The organism is Pseudomonas sp. GM18 (genome assembly GCF_000282195.1).
Taxonomy (GTDB): Bacteria; Pseudomonadota; Gammaproteobacteria; order Pseudomonadales; family Pseudomonadaceae; genus Aquipseudomonas.
Window position 1 is genome coordinate 142,030 of sequence record NZ_AKJT01000075.1, and the last position, 15,464, is coordinate 157,493.

The 15,464-nt window shown below is 60.0% G+C and carries 14 protein-coding genes; 5 read left to right on the top strand and 9 right to left on the bottom strand.

Going from position 1 to position 15,464, the window contains the following annotated elements; translation table 11 throughout:
• Positions 1-446 precede the first annotated feature (446 nt).
• The gene (locus tag PMI21_RS08625; RefSeq protein ID WP_007940050.1) at positions 447-917 is read right to left on the bottom strand and encodes a hypothetical protein; all 471 of its coding nucleotides are present in this window, start codon (positions 915-917) and stop codon (positions 447-449) included.
• Between the two features lie 462 nt (positions 918-1,379).
• On the opposite strand from PMI21_RS08625, the gene PMI21_RS08620 reads away from it, so the two are divergent.
• Both PMI21_RS08620 and PMI21_RS08615 read left to right on the top strand, forming a co-directional pair.
• Complete coding sequence (locus PMI21_RS08620; RefSeq protein WP_007940052.1) at positions 1,380-2,315, top strand: chemotaxis protein CheV; 936 nt, start codon at positions 1,380-1,382, stop codon at positions 2,313-2,315.
• 144 nt (positions 2,316-2,459) lie between these two features.
• Positions 2,460-3,263 carry an MOSC domain-containing protein gene (locus tag PMI21_RS08615; protein WP_007940053.1) on the top strand — a complete coding sequence of 268 codons (804 nt, stop codon included), beginning with the start codon at positions 2,460-2,462 and terminating at the stop codon, positions 3,261-3,263.
• Positions 3,264-3,332: 69 nt separating this feature from the next.
• Here PMI21_RS08615 and ppnP read toward each other — a convergent pair whose 3' ends face one another.
• The 8 genes from ppnP to PMI21_RS08575 all read right to left on the bottom strand — a co-directional run bounded on the left by ppnP (position 3,333) and on the right by PMI21_RS08575 (position 12,735).
• Complete coding sequence (gene ppnP, locus PMI21_RS08610; protein WP_007940055.1) at positions 3,333-3,617, bottom strand: pyrimidine/purine nucleoside phosphorylase; 285 nt, start codon at positions 3,615-3,617, stop codon at positions 3,333-3,335.
• A 74-nt stretch (positions 3,618-3,691) separates the two neighbouring features.
• On the bottom strand, positions 3,692-4,240 hold the full coding sequence (locus PMI21_RS08605; protein WP_007940056.1) for an exonuclease domain-containing protein: 549 nt from the start codon (positions 4,238-4,240) through the stop codon (positions 3,692-3,694).
• A gap of 71 nt (positions 4,241-4,311) precedes the next feature.
• Positions 4,312-6,273 carry an acetyl/propionyl/methylcrotonyl-CoA carboxylase subunit alpha gene (locus PMI21_RS08600; protein ID WP_007940057.1) on the bottom strand — a complete coding sequence of 654 codons (1,962 nt, stop codon included), beginning with the start codon at positions 6,271-6,273 and terminating at the stop codon, positions 4,312-4,314.
• A 52-nt stretch (positions 6,274-6,325) separates the two neighbouring features.
• The gene (locus PMI21_RS08595) at positions 6,326-7,123 is read right to left on the bottom strand and encodes an enoyl-CoA hydratase/isomerase family protein (protein WP_007940058.1); all 798 of its coding nucleotides are present in this window, start codon (positions 7,121-7,123) and stop codon (positions 6,326-6,328) included.
• A complete protein-coding gene (atuD, locus tag PMI21_RS08590; protein ID WP_007940059.1) occupies positions 7,120-8,277 on the bottom strand; it encodes a citronellyl-CoA dehydrogenase in 1,158 nt (385 codons plus the stop codon). Before atuD ends, PMI21_RS08595 begins: the two co-directional genes overlap by 4 nt.
• 135 nt (positions 8,278-8,412) lie before the next feature.
• Positions 8,413-10,029 (bottom strand): geranyl-CoA carboxylase subunit beta, encoded by a 1,617-nt coding sequence (gene atuC / locus PMI21_RS08585; RefSeq protein ID WP_007940060.1) that lies wholly within the window; start codon positions 10,027-10,029, stop codon positions 8,413-8,415.
• 3 nt (positions 10,030-10,032) lie between these two features.
• Positions 10,033-10,932, bottom strand: coding sequence for an SDR family oxidoreductase (locus PMI21_RS08580; RefSeq protein ID WP_007940063.1), 900 nt, complete (start codon positions 10,930-10,932; stop codon positions 10,033-10,035).
• Positions 10,933-10,944: 12 nt separating this feature from the next.
• A complete protein-coding gene (locus PMI21_RS08575) occupies positions 10,945-12,735 on the bottom strand; it encodes an acyclic terpene utilization AtuA family protein (RefSeq protein ID WP_162130345.1) in 1,791 nt (596 codons plus the stop codon).
• A 190-nt stretch (positions 12,736-12,925) separates the two neighbouring features.
• Here PMI21_RS08575 and PMI21_RS08570 point away from each other — a divergent pair, with 190 nt between their 5' ends.
• The 3 genes from PMI21_RS08570 to PMI21_RS08560 all read left to right on the top strand — a co-directional run bounded on the left by PMI21_RS08570 (position 12,926) and on the right by PMI21_RS08560 (position 15,450).
• Positions 12,926-13,549 (top strand): TetR/AcrR family transcriptional regulator, encoded by a 624-nt coding sequence (locus PMI21_RS08570; protein ID WP_007940066.1) that lies wholly within the window; start codon positions 12,926-12,928, stop codon positions 13,547-13,549.
• A 95-nt stretch (positions 13,550-13,644) separates the two neighbouring features.
• Positions 13,645-14,439 carry a substrate-binding periplasmic protein gene (locus PMI21_RS08565; protein WP_007940069.1) on the top strand — a complete coding sequence of 265 codons (795 nt, stop codon included), beginning with the start codon at positions 13,645-13,647 and terminating at the stop codon, positions 14,437-14,439.
• A gap of 171 nt (positions 14,440-14,610) precedes the next feature.
• Entirely contained in the window at positions 14,611-15,450 is an 840-nt protein-coding gene (locus PMI21_RS08560) for a hypothetical protein (RefSeq protein ID WP_007940070.1), read from the top strand.
• Positions 15,451-15,464: the final 14 nt, after the last annotated feature.

Genomic DNA, 15,464 nt, shown 5'->3' on the forward strand with positions numbered 1-15,464 from the left:
AGGGCTGACGGGTCTCTGTGTGAAAATAGGTTGTATGAGTCGCCTTTAATGACTGCAGTGCAATGCTCGAAATAAAGCCTTCAATGTTATGGGCTTATTCGCGCCTGGAGTCACTCTGCCATTAATTGACGTCAACGAATGGGCGGCATAATACCACTTAAGATACCGTTGGTCGCGTTCGGTATATAGGTAGGCACCTTCAGGAAATAAGGTATTTGGACGATGGTTCCACAATGGAAAAACTTTTGATTTTTATCTTCAAAAGATATCGAGTGTGCCAGGCGTTTTGTTTTTATTGACAGGCACTATCTGAAGTCGGGGCCGGGGTAACTATTTGTTTTGAGCTGCCATCGACGGGTATGAAATATTCAACTGCGGCATGCACACACTCAAGTTACAGGGCGGCATCATTGCAATAAAAAATGCGCAACATGGGGGCGGTGAATTTAAGCCTGCCGCTCGGAGAACGAAACGAGCCTGAACTGCTTGGAGTGGCTGGGCGGCTGAAACTGACTTTGTCCCACTTGAAATGCAAACGCTTCGATCAGGGACGTCTGTTCACTGTCATCGAGGCCGAGTTGGCCGGTGGTCTGGTCGATGAGTTCGAGTTGCCAGGCCATTAACGTGAAGCAATCCTTGAGCGCATCCAGGGCCTGATCGTGCAGGTCCATGTGATTCTGGGCATGGCTCAGCAATCCATGAATGTGCAGCGAGAATTCCGAAACCGTTGCCAGTGCCAGGGCATCGGCCTTGCTCGCCAGCTTGAGAAGGGTGCTGAGCATGCAATCGATTGCATCCTTGTCATTGCTGATCAACTGCAAATGACTCAGGCACTCCTCGGACTTGGCCAGGAGTGTTTCAGCCTCGACGAGAAACTCCGGAAATCGCTGGGCCCACTCTTTAGGGTTGTTCGCCATGCTTATCTCCACAACGTCATGTCAGATGAGGGAATGTCGTGTGTGTCGACGAGAACCTTACGTGTCCCGGCGCTGCCATGCCTTGATGAGATCGCGCTCTGGCAGGCTTGGGCACCGACTGGGGAACTCGAGAGGGTGGATGGCCACTGACCTGCGATCGCACACAAAAGCCTGACTCCGTTCATGCAATGAGAATGGCGTCACATTAATGGCTATTGGATATTGCGAATATCAGGTTGGGCCTGATTGTACCTAGGGGAATCCCTTACACACGGGAACCTAACGTGCAAACCGAGGTCGCGCCGCAAGGGATGAAGCAGATGGAATCACAGGGGCAGTAAAGCATGATGTTAATGTGACATCAATGCTTGGGCATGGCATTTTGTCCGGGGGTCAAGATTCGGCAAAAACTGCCGATAACTCTCTTTAGTGAATTCATCAGAACAAGCCCAGGAGTCATTAATGGCCGGCATTCTCGACACGGTAGACCAACGCACGCAACTGGTGGGTGAGAATCGCCTGGAAATTCTCATGTTCCGGCTGGCCGGACGGCAATTGTTCGCGATCAACGTCTTCAAGGTCCAGGAAGTGCTGCAGCTGCCGAAGCTGACCCTGATGCCGCAGCGCCACCCCTTTGTTTGTGGCGTGGTCAACCTGCGTGGCCAGACGCTGCCGGTGATCGACCTGTCCCAGGCCATCGGCATGCGTCCGCTGGTGCCAAGCCCCACCAGTACGATCATCGTCACCGAGTACAACCGCTCGGTGCAGGCATTTCTGGTCGGCGGCGTGGACCGCATCGTCAACATGAACTGGGAAGCCATTCTGCCGCCGCCGACCAGCGCCGGTCGCCAGCATTACCTGACCGCCATCAGCAAGGTCGACGATCAGCTGGTGGAAATCATTGACGTCGAAAAAGTCCTGGCCGAAATCGTGCCGTACAACGCCAAGGTCTCGCGCGACAAACTCGACGATCCGGTTCTGGAGCGCGCCCGTGGCCGTGAAGTGCTGCTGGTGGATGACTCGAACGTGGCCCTGTCGCAATTGCGCGACACCTTGGGTCAGTTGGGCGTGAAAATGCACATCGCCAGCGATGGCTTGAAGGCGCTGAACATGCTCAAGGCCTGGGCCGATACCGGTGTGAACATGACCGACAAACTGTTGATGATCTTCACCGATGCGGAAATGCCGGAGATGGACGGCTATCGCCTGACCACCGAGATCCGCAACGACCCCCGTTTGCGCGGCCTTTATGTGGTCCTGCACACCTCGCTGTCGGGTAGCTTCAACGACTCAATGGTCAAGAAGGTCGGCTGCGACAACTTCCTCTCCAAATTCCAGCCCGACAAACTCGTCGACGTGGTGCGTCAGCGCCTGATGCTCGATGCGGTTCCGGCCTGATAACGATCTGGAAAAGCGCGGTGGCAGTGTTCGGGGCCGCCGCGCAGCCCTGTGTCTTAACTTTTGCCCCCTCGTCACAGGCCCTTTGATTCGGCGATCAAGCTCGTATAGGGTGGCGTTTTTGCCCACCAGGGAGCTGTGGCCATGCGTCTGAGCGCGCTTTATCGTTTTCCGTTGAAATCCGGCAAGGGCGAGACCTTGAATCAGGTCAGCCTGGACAAACTGGGGCTGGACGGCGACCGACGCTGGATGCTGGTGGACGAGGCCAGCGGGCGCTTTCTGACCCAGCGCGCGGTGGCGAAAATGAGTCAGCTGTCGGCGTTGTGGAATGCAAGCGGCGGCTTGACCCTCAGTGCCCAAGGTCATTCGCCGATCGATATCGCCTTGCCCTCCAGCGACGCAGAACTACGTGGCGTGACCATCTGGCGCGACACGTTGCGCGTGCCCGATGCCGGTATTGCTGCGGCTGCCTGGGTCAGTGAGTTCATTGGCAAGCCGACGCGTCTGGTGCACGTGCCGCTCGATCGTGCGCGGACCACCCAGGCCGGCTACGGCAAGGACGACGATCAGGTTGCTTTTGCCGACGGTTTTCCGTTGTTGCTGATTGGCCAGGCGTCGCTGGAAGACTTGTCGCAGCGGGTCGGGCGACCGCTGGAGATGTTGCGCTTTCGGCCCAATCTGGTGATCGAGGGCAGCGAGGCGTACGCCGAAGATGGCTGGAAGCGCATCCGCATTGGCGATGTCGAGTTCCGCGTGGTCAAATTCTGCTCACGTTGCATTCTGACCACCATCGATCCGCAGACCGGCGAACGCAGCGACGACCGTGAACCTCTGGCGACCTTGCAGCAATATCGGGCTCAGGAGGACGGCGCGATGTTCGGGCAGAACCTGGTCAATGACGGTAACGGTCGGCTCGAAGTCGGCATGCCGGTGACGGTCCTCGAATAGCAGCCCTCAATAAAAAATGCCCGTGTCCTTGGACACGGGCATTTTTTGTCGCAGTGAAAACCCAGGGGTTTAGCCGCGGTATTCGCACAGGTAAGCGGTGTCGACGGCCACTTTCAGCTGGAACTTGCTGTTGGCGGGCACGTTGAACTGGCTGCCGGCGGCGAAGGTTTCCCAGTCGCTGCTGTCAGGCAGTTTGACGGTCAGGGCGCCGGACACCACGTGCATGATTTCACGCTGGCTGGTGCCGAATTCGTATTCGCCCGGTGCCATGACGCCGATGGTGGCCGGACCTTCAGCGGTGCCAAAGGCGATCGACTTGACGGTGCCGTCGAAGTACTCGTTGACTTTAAACATGGGCGATTCCTCGAAAAGGGCTAAAAAGGGCCGGCCAGTATGCACAAGGTGTCGATAGGCGTCACCTCCTGCACTCAAGGATTGGCGGGGAAAATCAGCGGTAACAGGCGCGCGGTATTGCGCGCATCCTCCAGCGCCCGATGTTGTTGACCATTGAACTGCAAGCCCGCCAGTTGCAGGGCGCCATTAAGCCCCAGCGGGCGCTCCAGTCGACAGGCCTTGGCGAAACGTTGCTTGAGATTCATGTGCGACACCCGGCTCAGGGCGCTGTCGAGTTGCAGCCGCTGCCACTCCTGAAGCAGTTGTTTGCGGTCGTAATCACCCCAACTGGCCCAGCCTTCCAGGTGCGAGAGATGCTGGCCGAGCCAGTGTTCGAACGAAACCCAGACGTCGCTCAGAGGCTGGGCGGCATCGACATTGGCCTGGGTGATGTGGGTCAGTTCGCGGCAAAACGGAGTCAGCAGGGGCCGACGCAACGGGCGCACGAAACACTGGAAGTGATCCAGTTCCCGACCTTTGCGGTCCACGAGGGTGGCACCGATTTCGATGATTTCCATTTCGGTTACTGGCCAGCCGCCCTCATCGGTGGTGGCTTCCAGATCAATGACCAGCCAGTGAGGCATTGCAGGTTTCCTGGTATCCGCATCCTGATAGGGCTTGAGCGTAGCCAAACCCGGCGGATCCGCCTAGCGGCTTATTCGACCTCCAACAAAATCTGACGATTTTTTACCTGGTCGCCGACCCTGACCTGTAAGCGTTTGAGCACGCCGTCGATACCCGATTTGAGCGGATGTTCCATTTTCATCGCTTCAAGCACCACCAGCAGCTGCCCTTTGCTGACCGGGCTGCCCTCACTGACCAATACGTCGACGATCGCCCCGTCCATCGGTGCCTTGAGCGTGCCGGAGCTGACACTGGCCTGGCCGCTGACCCGCGCCTGAGTCCGATCGACCAGTCGCAGGCTGCCGGGACGCGTGAACAGCCAGAGTTGCCCGGCTTCGAGGCGGTAGGCATGGTGTTGGCGGATGCCGTCGATTTGCAGTGTGGCCCAGCGTCCGTCGCACTGGATGACCTTCAGTTCGAGGATCCGGGCTCCGACTTGAACACGGTAGGGTTCACCAGGTTCAGCGTGCAGTTCTAGCGGCCAGGCTTGATCCTCCAGGCCGATCCGATAGTGCAGAGGCACGCTGGCATTGTTGCGCCAACCGGCCAGCGGGGCACGGTGAGCCTGCGCGCAAGCCTGATAAAACAGCGCCGCGGCGATGGCCAGCTCCTCGGCGCTGGGTACAGGGGGATGGAGGCAGGGGTGGTCGGCGAAGTTCATCGGGATGAACCCGGTGCTGAACTCGCCACGGATGAACTGCGGGTGTTCCAGCAGATTGGCGAGCAAGTGCTGATTGCTCTGCACGCCCAGCAGCACGCTGTCCTGCACTGCCCGCAGCAGTTTGCGCCGGGCTTCTTCACGGGTGGCACCGTAGGCGATGAGCTTGCCCAGCAGCGGGTCATAGAACGGGCTGACAGACTGGCCTTCGATCAGGCCATGGTCGATCCGTACGCTGCCCTGCATCGCTGGCTCCCAGGCCATGATTCGCCCGGTTTGTGGCAGAAACCCCTGGGCCGGATCTTCGGCGTACAGGCGCACTTCCATGGCATGCCCGTTGAGCTGCACCTGTTCCTGTCGTAGCGGCAGCGGTTGCCCTTCGGCAATGTGTAACTGCCAGGCCACCAGATCGAGGCCGGTGATCAGTTCAGTCACCGGGTGCTCCACTTGCAACCGGGTGTTCATCTCCAGGAAGTAAAACTGGCCGTGAGCATCCAGCAGGAATTCCACGGTGCCAGCCCCCACGTAATTCACCGAGCGACCCGCCTTGAGCGCCGCCTCGCCCATGGCCCGGCGCAACTCGGTGGTCATCACCGGGCAGGGCGCTTCTTCGATGATTTTCTGGTGGCGACGCTGGATCGAACAGTCGCGTTCGCCGAGATAAATCAGGTTGCCGTGCTGGTCGCCGAACACCTGAACTTCAACGTGACGCGGATCGATCAGGGCTTGTTCGAGAATCAGTTCGTCGCTGCCAAACCCGTGCAAGGCTTCGGAGCGTGCGGTGCGAATTTGCTCCAGCAACTCCCCCGCGCTATGCACCAGGCGCATGCCGCGACCGCCACCGCCGGCACTGGCCTTGATCATCAGCGGATAGCCGATGCGCTCGGCTTCGCGGCGCAGGGTGGCGTTGTCCTGTTCGCTGCCCTGATAGCCTTTGATGCAAGGCACGCCGGCTTTGATCATGGCGAGTTTCGACAGCCGTTTACTGCCCATCAGCTCGATGGCTTCGGGGCTGGGGCCGATGAACGTGATGCCGGCCTGTTGGCAGGCGAGAGCGAATTTGGCGTTTTCCGAGAGGAAGCCGTAACCGGGGTGGATCGCATCGGCACCGGTGCGCCGGGCGGCGTCGATGATGGCCGGGATGTTCAGATAAGACTGCTGCACCGGGGGCGGGCCGATGTTCACGGCTTCGTCGGCCATCTGCACATGCAGCGCTTCGGCGTCGGCATCGCTGAATACGGCGACGGTGCGGTAGCCCAGGTTTTGCGCGGTACGCTGGACGCGGCAGGCGATTTCACCGCGGTTGGCGATCAGGATTTTTTTGAGGGCGGGCATGGGTTATTCCCTTGGTTTTTGCGGTGAATGTAAGGGCTTGTTCGCGAAGCTCTTAAACGGCCCACCCCGGTTTACGCTTCTGCACAAAAGCCAGGGTCCCCTCGACCCCTTCAGCCCCGGTCACCGCTTCGCTGAACCACTCGGCCGCCTGATCCAGCAGATCATCCGAGGGTTGTCCGGCACTCGCCAGCAACAGTTTTTTGGTCGCCGCATTTGCCCCCGGCGCACAACACAACACATGGGCCAGCACCTCATCGAGGCGCTCGGCCAACGCTTGCGCGTCATGCTCGACAAAATGCACCAGGCCCATGCGCCGTGCCTGAGTGCCATCGAAGCGTGCGGCGGTCAGGGCCAGTCGACGGGCCTGGGTCAGGCCGATGCGCTGCACCACGAACGGCGCGATCTGCGCCGGCAACAGGCCGAGGCTGGTTTCCGGCAGGCCGAATTGCGCCTGATGATCGGCCATCGCGATGTCGCTGACGCAGGCCAGGCCGAAGCCGCCACCAAGCACCGCGCCTTGCAGCACGGTGATCACTACTTGTGGCGCGTGCTGGGTTTCTTCCAGCAGGGCGCCGAACGCCCGGTTCAACTCGCGGTAGGCAGTCGAGCCCTGAGCGCGGGCGTTGGCCATGTCCTTGATGTCGGCACCAGCACAAAAATGCCCGCCGGCGCCGCCGATCACCAGCGCGCGAATCTGTCGGTCATCGCGCACCGCCGCCAGTACAGCGCGCAGTTCGGCGACCATCTGCAAGCTCATGGCATTACGGCTGTCGGGGCGATTGAGGGTGATGTGCAGCACGCCGTTATGCCGTTCGAGCAACAGGGTCTGACAATCGGGGAGGGTGCTCATTTGTTTTTCCCCGGCAGGATGCCCATGAGTTTGCAGATGATCCCCAGCATGATTTCGTCGGCACCACCGCCGATCGATACCAGCCGCACGTCGCGGTAAGCCCGGGCCACCGGGTTGTCCCACATGAAGCCCATGCCGCCCCAATATTGCAGGCAACTGTCGCTGACTTCCCGACCGAGTCGCCCGGCCTTGAGTTTGGCCATGGAGGCCAGACGGGTGACGTCCTGGCCTTTGATGTATTGCTCGGTGGCTTGGTAGACCAGCGCCCGCAGGCATTCGATTTCGGTTTGCAGTTCGGCCAGGCGAAAGTGGATGACCTGGTTGTCGATCAGCGCGTTGCCGAAGGTTTTGCGCTCCTTGCAGTACTCGATGGTGCTGTCGACGCAGTACTCCAGGCCTTTGATCATGTTCGCCGCGCCGAACAGCCGTTCTTCCTGGAACTGCAGCATCTGCATCATGAACCCCGCACCTTCGTGGCCGATGCGGTTGCGTTGTGGCACGCGCACGTTGTCGAAAAACACCTGGGCGGTTTCCGAGCTGCGCATGCCGAGCTTGTCCAGGTGCGAGCTGAGGCTGATGCCGGGGCTGTTCATCGGCACCATGATCAGCGATTTGTTGATGTGCGGTTTGTCGTCCGAGGTGTTGGCCAGCAGGCAGATGAAATCGGCGCTCGGCGAGTTGGTGATCCACATCTTGCTGCCGTTGATCACGTAGTCGTCGCCGTCCTTGCGGGCCGTGGTTTTCAGCCCGGCGACGTCGGAGCCGGCGCCGACTTCGGAAACACCGATGCAGCCGACCTGCTCGCCGGTGATCGCCGGTCGCAGGAACTCTTCGCGCAGTTCATCGGAGCCGAAACGCGCCAGGGCCGGGGTGCACATGTCGGTCTGCACGCCGATGGACATCGGAATGCCGCCGCAATGAATGGTGCCGAACTCTTCGGCCGCCACAATCGAATAGCTGTAATCGAGGCCCATGCCGCCGAATTTTTCCGGTTTGGAAATCCCCAGCAGACCGAGCTCACCGGCCTTGCGGAAGATCTCATGGATCGGAAAGCGCCCGGCCTTTTCCCATTCCTCGACGTGAGGATTGATTTCATGATCGACAAATTGGCGGACGGTGCGGCGCAGTGCTTCGTGTTCCTGGGTGAAGATCATTTTTATTGTTCTCCTGTCGAACCCGATCGTTCCCACGCTCTGCGTGGTAACGCCTCTATGGACGCTCCGCGTCCGCTTTTGGGACGCGGAGCGTCCGGGGCTGCATTCTCACGCGGAGCGTGGGAACGATCAAAATCAAAACCGTGCGACACCAAAGCTGTTGGGTTGCAGCGCACGAACCTCGGCCTCATGGCAGATGTCCAGCAAGTATCCAAGCAACGTGCGGGTATCCCGTGGATCGATCAACCCGTCGTCCCACAGGTTGGCGCTGCCGTATAGCGCGGTGGACTGGCTGTCGAGTTTCTGCGCGGTGACCTGTTCCAGCATGTCGAGCATTTTCGCGTCGGGCACCAATCCGTCCTTGAGTTGTTTGGCTTCGGTGACGATCCGTAGAACTTTGCCGGCCTGGGCACCGCCCATCACCGCGGTGCGGCTGTTGGGCCAGGCGAAGATGAAGCGCGGGTCGAGACCGCGGCCGCACATCGCGTAATTGCCGGCACCGTAGGAACCGCCGACGACAATCGTCAGTTTAGGCACCCGGGCATTGGCCACCGCTTGAATCATTTTCGCGCCGTGCTTGATCACGCCTTGCTGTTCCGACTCGGTGCCGACCATGAAGCCGGTGGTGTTGTGGAAAAACAGCAGCGGCGTCTGGCTCTGGTCGCAGAGTTGAATGAACTGCGCGGCCTTGCTCGCGCCTTTGGGCGTGATCGGGCCGTTGTTGCCGATGAAACCGCAGGCTCGACCCTGGATCTGCAAATGCCCGCATACCGTCTGCTGATCGAACTCGCTTTTGAATTCGAGGAAATTTGAAGCGTCGGCAATCCGCGCGATGATTTCACGCACGTCGTAAGGCTTTTTCGGGTCATCCGGGATCAACCCCAGCAGTTCGTCGATGGGGTAGAGCGGCTCTTCCCATTGACGTTCCGGTAACCACGGCAACTGATCGTTCCACGGCAACAGGCTCATGATCTCGCGCACCTGGCGCACGCCATCGGCATCGTTTTCGGCCAGGTATTCGGCGGTGCCGGCGATTTGCGCGTGCATCTCGGCGCCTCCCAATTCTTCATCGGTAGCGACTTCACCGGTCGCTGCCTTGAGCAGCGGGGGACCGGCGAGAAACAACTTGGCCTTGCCGCGCACCACCACCACGTAATCCGACAACCCCGGTTGATACGCGCCGCCCGCCGTGGCCGAGCCATGGACCACGGTGATCTGCGGCAGGCCCATGGCCGACATACGCGCCTGATTGGCAAAACTGCGCGCGCCTTCGACGAAAATCTCCGCCGCGTAATTGAGGTTGGCGCCCCCGCTTTCGGCGAGGGTGATCACCGGCAGTTTGTTTTCCATGGCGATCTGTTGCAGGCGCAGGGACTTTTTCAGGCCGCAGGGGGAAATGGTGCCGCCCTTGATTGCGCTGTTGTTCGCCACCACCAGCACCCGCACGCCGGACACGTAACCGATCCCGGCGATCAAGCCGCCGCCGGCCGCGCTGCCGTCCTTGTCATCGTGCAACTTGTAGCCAGCCAGGCTTGCCAGTTCGAGGAACGGCGCGCCGGGGTCGAGCAGCAGGTTCAGCCGCTCCCGGGGCAGCAATTGCCCGCGCTTGTCGAACCTCGGTTTGGCTTCAGCGGCTTTATTCAGCAAGTTCTGTTCGAGCTGGCGGACCTGCTCGATGCCGGCCAGCATGGCCGCATGGTTGCAGGCGAACGGTTCGCTGAACGGATCGACTTGGGACTGGATGACCGGCATGGGTTATTCCTTGTCCTTGAGCTCGTCTGGTTTGGAGGCGTCGGGTCTGAGCACGTTGGGTAAATAGGCGCGGTGAAAGCCGTTGTACGACTGACTGTTCTGCGCCTTGTGCATTGGCCAGGCCCGCCCGCCGAGGCTGGCGGCACCATCGATGCGCAACGTGCTGCCGCTGACAAACGCCGCTGCCGGGCTGAGCAGGAAAACAATTGCCGCGCTGATTTCCGATTCAGTGCCGATACGCTTGAGCGGCACGTGTTCACACAGGGTCGGAATCACCGCCCGGAACGCGCCTTCGTAGGTGTCCATACCGCTGGAGGCGACCCAGCCCGGCGCGACGGCGTTGACTCGCACGCCGGCGTAGCCCCATTCGAACGCTGCGGTCTTGGTAAAGTTGTCCATGCCCGAGCGCGCCGCGCCCGAATGGCCCATGCCGGGCATGCCGCCCCACATGTCGGCGAGCATGTTGACGATGGCGCCGCCGTGCTTGCTCATGGACTGATTGAACACTTCCCGGGCCATCAGAAAACCACCCACCAGGTTGGTGCGCAGGATGGTTTCGAAACCTTTCTGATTGATCGACGCCAGCGGCGACGGGTACTGCCCGCCGGCATTGTTGACCAACCCATGAATCGGCCCGTGTTCGCGGATCAGCTCGCTGACCAGTTGCGTGACGGCGTCTTCGTTGCGGATATCGCAGACCTGCCAACTGGCTTTACCGCCGTCTTCGGTGATTTCGGCGCAGACCTTTTTCAGTTTCTCGGCATTGCGCCCCACCAGCAGCACCTGCGCGCCGAGGGCGGCGAGCTCATGGGCGGTGCAACGGCCAATGCCACTGCCGCCACCAGTGACGATGATGTTTTGGCCGGCGAACAGGTCGGGTTTGAAAATCGAGTCGTAAGCCATGGCGACAGTCCTCTAGTTGAACCGGTCGGCGATGCGCTGGGGCACCGGGATCTGGATGTCCAGCAGTTGTTGGGCGAACGCCTTGCCTTGCGGGTCGATCCGCAGGCTGGCCACGCCACCGCCGCCGAGTGCGTTTTCCAGAAGAAAATTAAAGCTCTGAGTGCCGGGTAAATACCAGCGTTCGACGCGTCCGTGGATCGGGTCGAGGACATGGCTCATCCAGTCGACCATCACCTCGGGTGTCAGCGCTTCGGCGATCCACGGCAGGTAGTCGGGGTGCCGGGCCATGACGCCGATGTTGCTGTGATTACCCTTGTCGCCGGAGCGCGCCACGGCGAGTTTGATCAAGGCCACGCTGGCGTCGGCGCGTTCTTTGGTTTTCGGCGGGTCGAACGGCAGCGGCAAGTCAGCCGGGTCGAGGGCATCGAGGGCGGGCAGGGCACACGGATGGCGCTCACCGGCGAGGTCGATTTCCAGGGTGCAGGCGGTTTTGTCGATCAGGAACGAAAACAGCCGGATCACCGGGTACACCGTCGGCCGTCCGCCGACGATCCCGGTCAACCCCGGCGCCATGCCGGTGGCGGCCTGGGCGATTTCCCGGGAGAACAGAATCAAGGCCTGCTTGCTCGGATGGCGCACGGCGAGTTTGATCACCACTTCGCGGCTGTCCTGGCGCTGGCCGTGGGGGCCGTAGGTGGCCTCGCTGCCCAGCAGTTCGATGTTCACTTCACTGTAGGGCGCCCAGCCGCGCTGGCTGAACATTTCCGAGGTCTTGTTGATGATCGCCTGGCTGACCCGTCGAGCCTTGGCCACGGCATCGATCCCGGCGATCAGGCAACTGGCGGTGCAGCGGAAACCGTCCGGATAAGTGGCGCTGACCTTGTACTGAGCGGTCGGCGGCAAGCCTTTCGCGCCATGCACCTGAACTGCGTTTTTGCCTTGTTGCACGAGTTTGACCTGGCTGAAATCACACACCACATCGGGCAGCAAATAGGCTTGCGGGTCGCCGATCTCATAGAGCATCTGCTCGCCAACCGTCAGCGGTGTGACCAGACCGCCGGAGCCGTCGGGTTTGCTGACGATGAACTGGCTGTCGGCGCCGACTTCGACGATCGGAAAACCGATGTGTTCGTAGTCGGGCACGTCGCGCCAATCGGTGAAATTACCGCCGGTGCACTGGGCGCCACATTCGATGAGATGCCCGGCCAATGCGGCCTGGGCGAGTTTGTCGTAGTCGTGCCACGACCAGCCGAACTCATGCACCAGCGCGGCGCTGACCACGGCGCTGTCGACCACACGCCCGGTAATCACAATGTCGGCGCCCAGGCGCAGGGCTTCGACGATGCCCGGTGCGCCGAGGTAGGCGTTGGTCGACACGCACATTGGTGGCAGGGGCGCGCCACTGAACATCTCGTAGAGACCAAGACTGCTCAGGTGTTTGAACTGCGGTTGCAGGTCGTCACCCGACAGCACGGCGATCTTCAGCGCCACCCCGGCCTTGTCGCAGGCCGCTTGCAGGGCGGCGGCGCAGGCCTGTGGATTGACCCCGCCGGCGTTGCTGATCACCCGGATCTGTTGTTTCGCGAGATGCTCGAGGAGGGGGCTGAGGACTTCGATGAAGTCGCTGGCGTAGCCGGTTGCGGGATCTTTCATCCGCGCCCCGGCCATGATCGACATCGTGATTTCGGCCAGATAATCGAACACCAGATAGTCCAGCCGCCCGCCCTCCACCAGTTGCGCGGCGGCGGTCGAGGTGTCGCCCCAGAATGCACTGGCACAACCGATGCGAATTGTTTTAGGCACAGTCAACTCCATAGCCACCTGCGACAGAAGTGCTTCGAGACTACCAAGCAAGCGCTTGGTTTGTAAACGCCTTGATTATCTTCTTCCCGAGCGCTTGCTTGGTCGCCCCCGCCAGCTTAAATTGCCCGCGCAACCCTGCTGTTTTAACGGGCAGCGGCGCATTTGATTGATCGACTGTAGGAGAGAACGGGTGGACGAGCAAAAAGCCCTGAGGGTGATGCGCGAATTGGTCGACAGCGGCCAATTGACCGACCCCGACAGCGCCCGCGGCAAACTGCTGCAAGTGGCCGCTCACCTGTTTCGCAACAAAGGTTATGAACGCACCACCGTGCGCGATCTGGCCGGTGCGGTGGGCATTCAGTCAGGCAGCATTTTTCATCACTTCAAAAGCAAGGACGAGATCCTGCGGGCGGTGATGGAGGAGACCATTCGCTACAACACCGCGTTGATGCGCGCAGCGCTGGCTGAGGCCGGCAGTGTGCGCGAGCGGGTGCTGGCGCTGATTCGTTGCGAATTGCAGTCGATCATGGGCGGCAGTGGCGAGGCCATGGCGGTGCTGGTGTATGAGTGGCGTTCGCTGTCTGAGGAAGGCCAGGCGCAGGTTCTGGCGCTGCGCGATATTTATGAAGCCATCTGGCTGCAGGTGCTGGGAGAAGCCAAGGACGCCGGTTTTATCCGTGGCGATGTGTTCATCACCCGCCGTTTCCTGACGGGCGCGCTATCCTGGACCACCACCTGGTTTCGCGCCGATGGCAGCATGAGCCTCGATCAATTGGCAGATGAAGCGCTGATTCTGGTGCTTGAAGAACGGTAATGAGCCGTCTATCTCGGCAAGAAACTGGCTAAGTTGACGAAACCGCCTAGTTTGTATGCATTGATGAGTATTTTTTTGGGGAGTGTGCTGTTTTGATGTCTTCGTCAATTCGAATGGCGTCGCGGCTTTTGCTGGCGGCGCTTGCGGTGTGCTGGATGTTGCCATCTCAGGCCGCGCAACAGGTGCGGGTCGGTGCCGCCCATTTTCCACCCTATACCGTGCGCCCGGAGTCCGGTGCCGACACCGGTCTGCTGCCGCAACTGGTGGAAGCGCTGAACCAGCTGCAGACCGATTATCAGTTTGTGCTGGTACCCACCTCCATTCCCAGGCGTTTCAACGACTTCAAGGAAGGCCGGGTCGATATGGCAATTTTCGAGAACCCGGACTGGGGCTGGAAGGACATTCCGCATACCGACGTCGACATGGGCCTGGAAGATGCAGAAATCTTTGTCGCGCAGAAGCAACCCGGTCGCGATGAGAATTACTTCAAGGACCTGGCGAGCAAGCGCCTGGCGCTGTACAGCGGCTATCACTACGAGTTTGCCAATTTCAACGCCGATCCCAAGTATCTGGCCGACACCTACAACGCCACGCTGACCTATTCCCACGACAGCAACCTGCTGATGGTGCTGCGCGGGCGAGCGGACATTGCCCTGGTGACACGCTCTTATCTGAGCGATTACCTGCTGCGCAACGAGAAAGTCGGCGAGCAGTTGCTGGTGTCGCAACGCATCGATCAGGTCTATCACCATTACGCGCTGATTCGTCCAGAGGCGCCGATTACGGGTGAAGCATTCGGCAAGTTGCTGCAAGGCCTGCGAAACAACGGCCAGATGCTGAAGATTTTCGATCCCTACAAAATTGCCCTGGTGCCGGTGGGCAAGCACTGACAGATAGAGTTTCCGGGGGCAGGGGGGGCGGACGACCATTCATCTGGTATTTATGTTCTGCTGTTCGAATGGTCGAATTGACAGTAGACGCTTCGCCTAACGTGGTCTTAGCTCCTTTCCTGTGTCCGACCCCATGGAGGGGTTGGCGCTCATTCAGAAAGGATTTCTGTCATGACAAACCCTTCGTCGGTTTCTCTCTCCTGTGTACCCTCTCCTGTAGTGCCACAAGCCGTCAACCATGTACTCACTCTGAAAAAACCTGATGATTCGGCCGGTGTCACGGTCGAGGTGGCGCGTTGGCCGTTCATGGTGGTCAATCAAAAGACAACGCTGCATGTCTGTGGTCAACAGGCCGACGGCTCGTCAGTGATGCTGCGAGTGGCCGACGCCGAGCCCGTCACGCAACAAGAGTTCCAAGAGGGCTGGCGTCGCAATATTGCCTGGGCGTCTTTGCAAAATCTGAAAGACGGGAGCCATCTCGCGTTTGTTTTTCAGGCGGCACTGGATGGAGGCAGTTGTGCTAGTCCGGTGCTGTTCCCGACATTGTGTCTTGAGGTTCAGGTGCCTTTTGACAATACAACGACCTTCTCGGCAACAGACGGTACCAATAACTGGAATGGTTGGATGAGGGGCGACGCTGCGACTGATCCACGGGATCTCACCATCACCAAAGATGGAGATATCTACGTATTATTCGACAACACCTACACCAACAACTCTGCCGGGACAGTGTTGAAAAAGACCTTTCAGGGGCTGGAGGTGGGTCGGTCCTATGAGTTCGGGCTGACCGTGCGCAGGTGGAATGACAAATATTCAGTTCCGGTGTTGTCACTCAACAGCGGAGCGCAAGTCATTGCCCCCGCGACGGAAATTCCATCAATGGCCTGGGCGCCGCTCAAAGGCACGTTTACCGCGAGTGCATCACAGATGGAGTTGCAGATCGTTAACCATGTCGCCACCGGAAACGGCAATGACTATGCCTTCCGCGAAATCTGGGTCAGGTCGATCTAGCACCTGCGTAACGT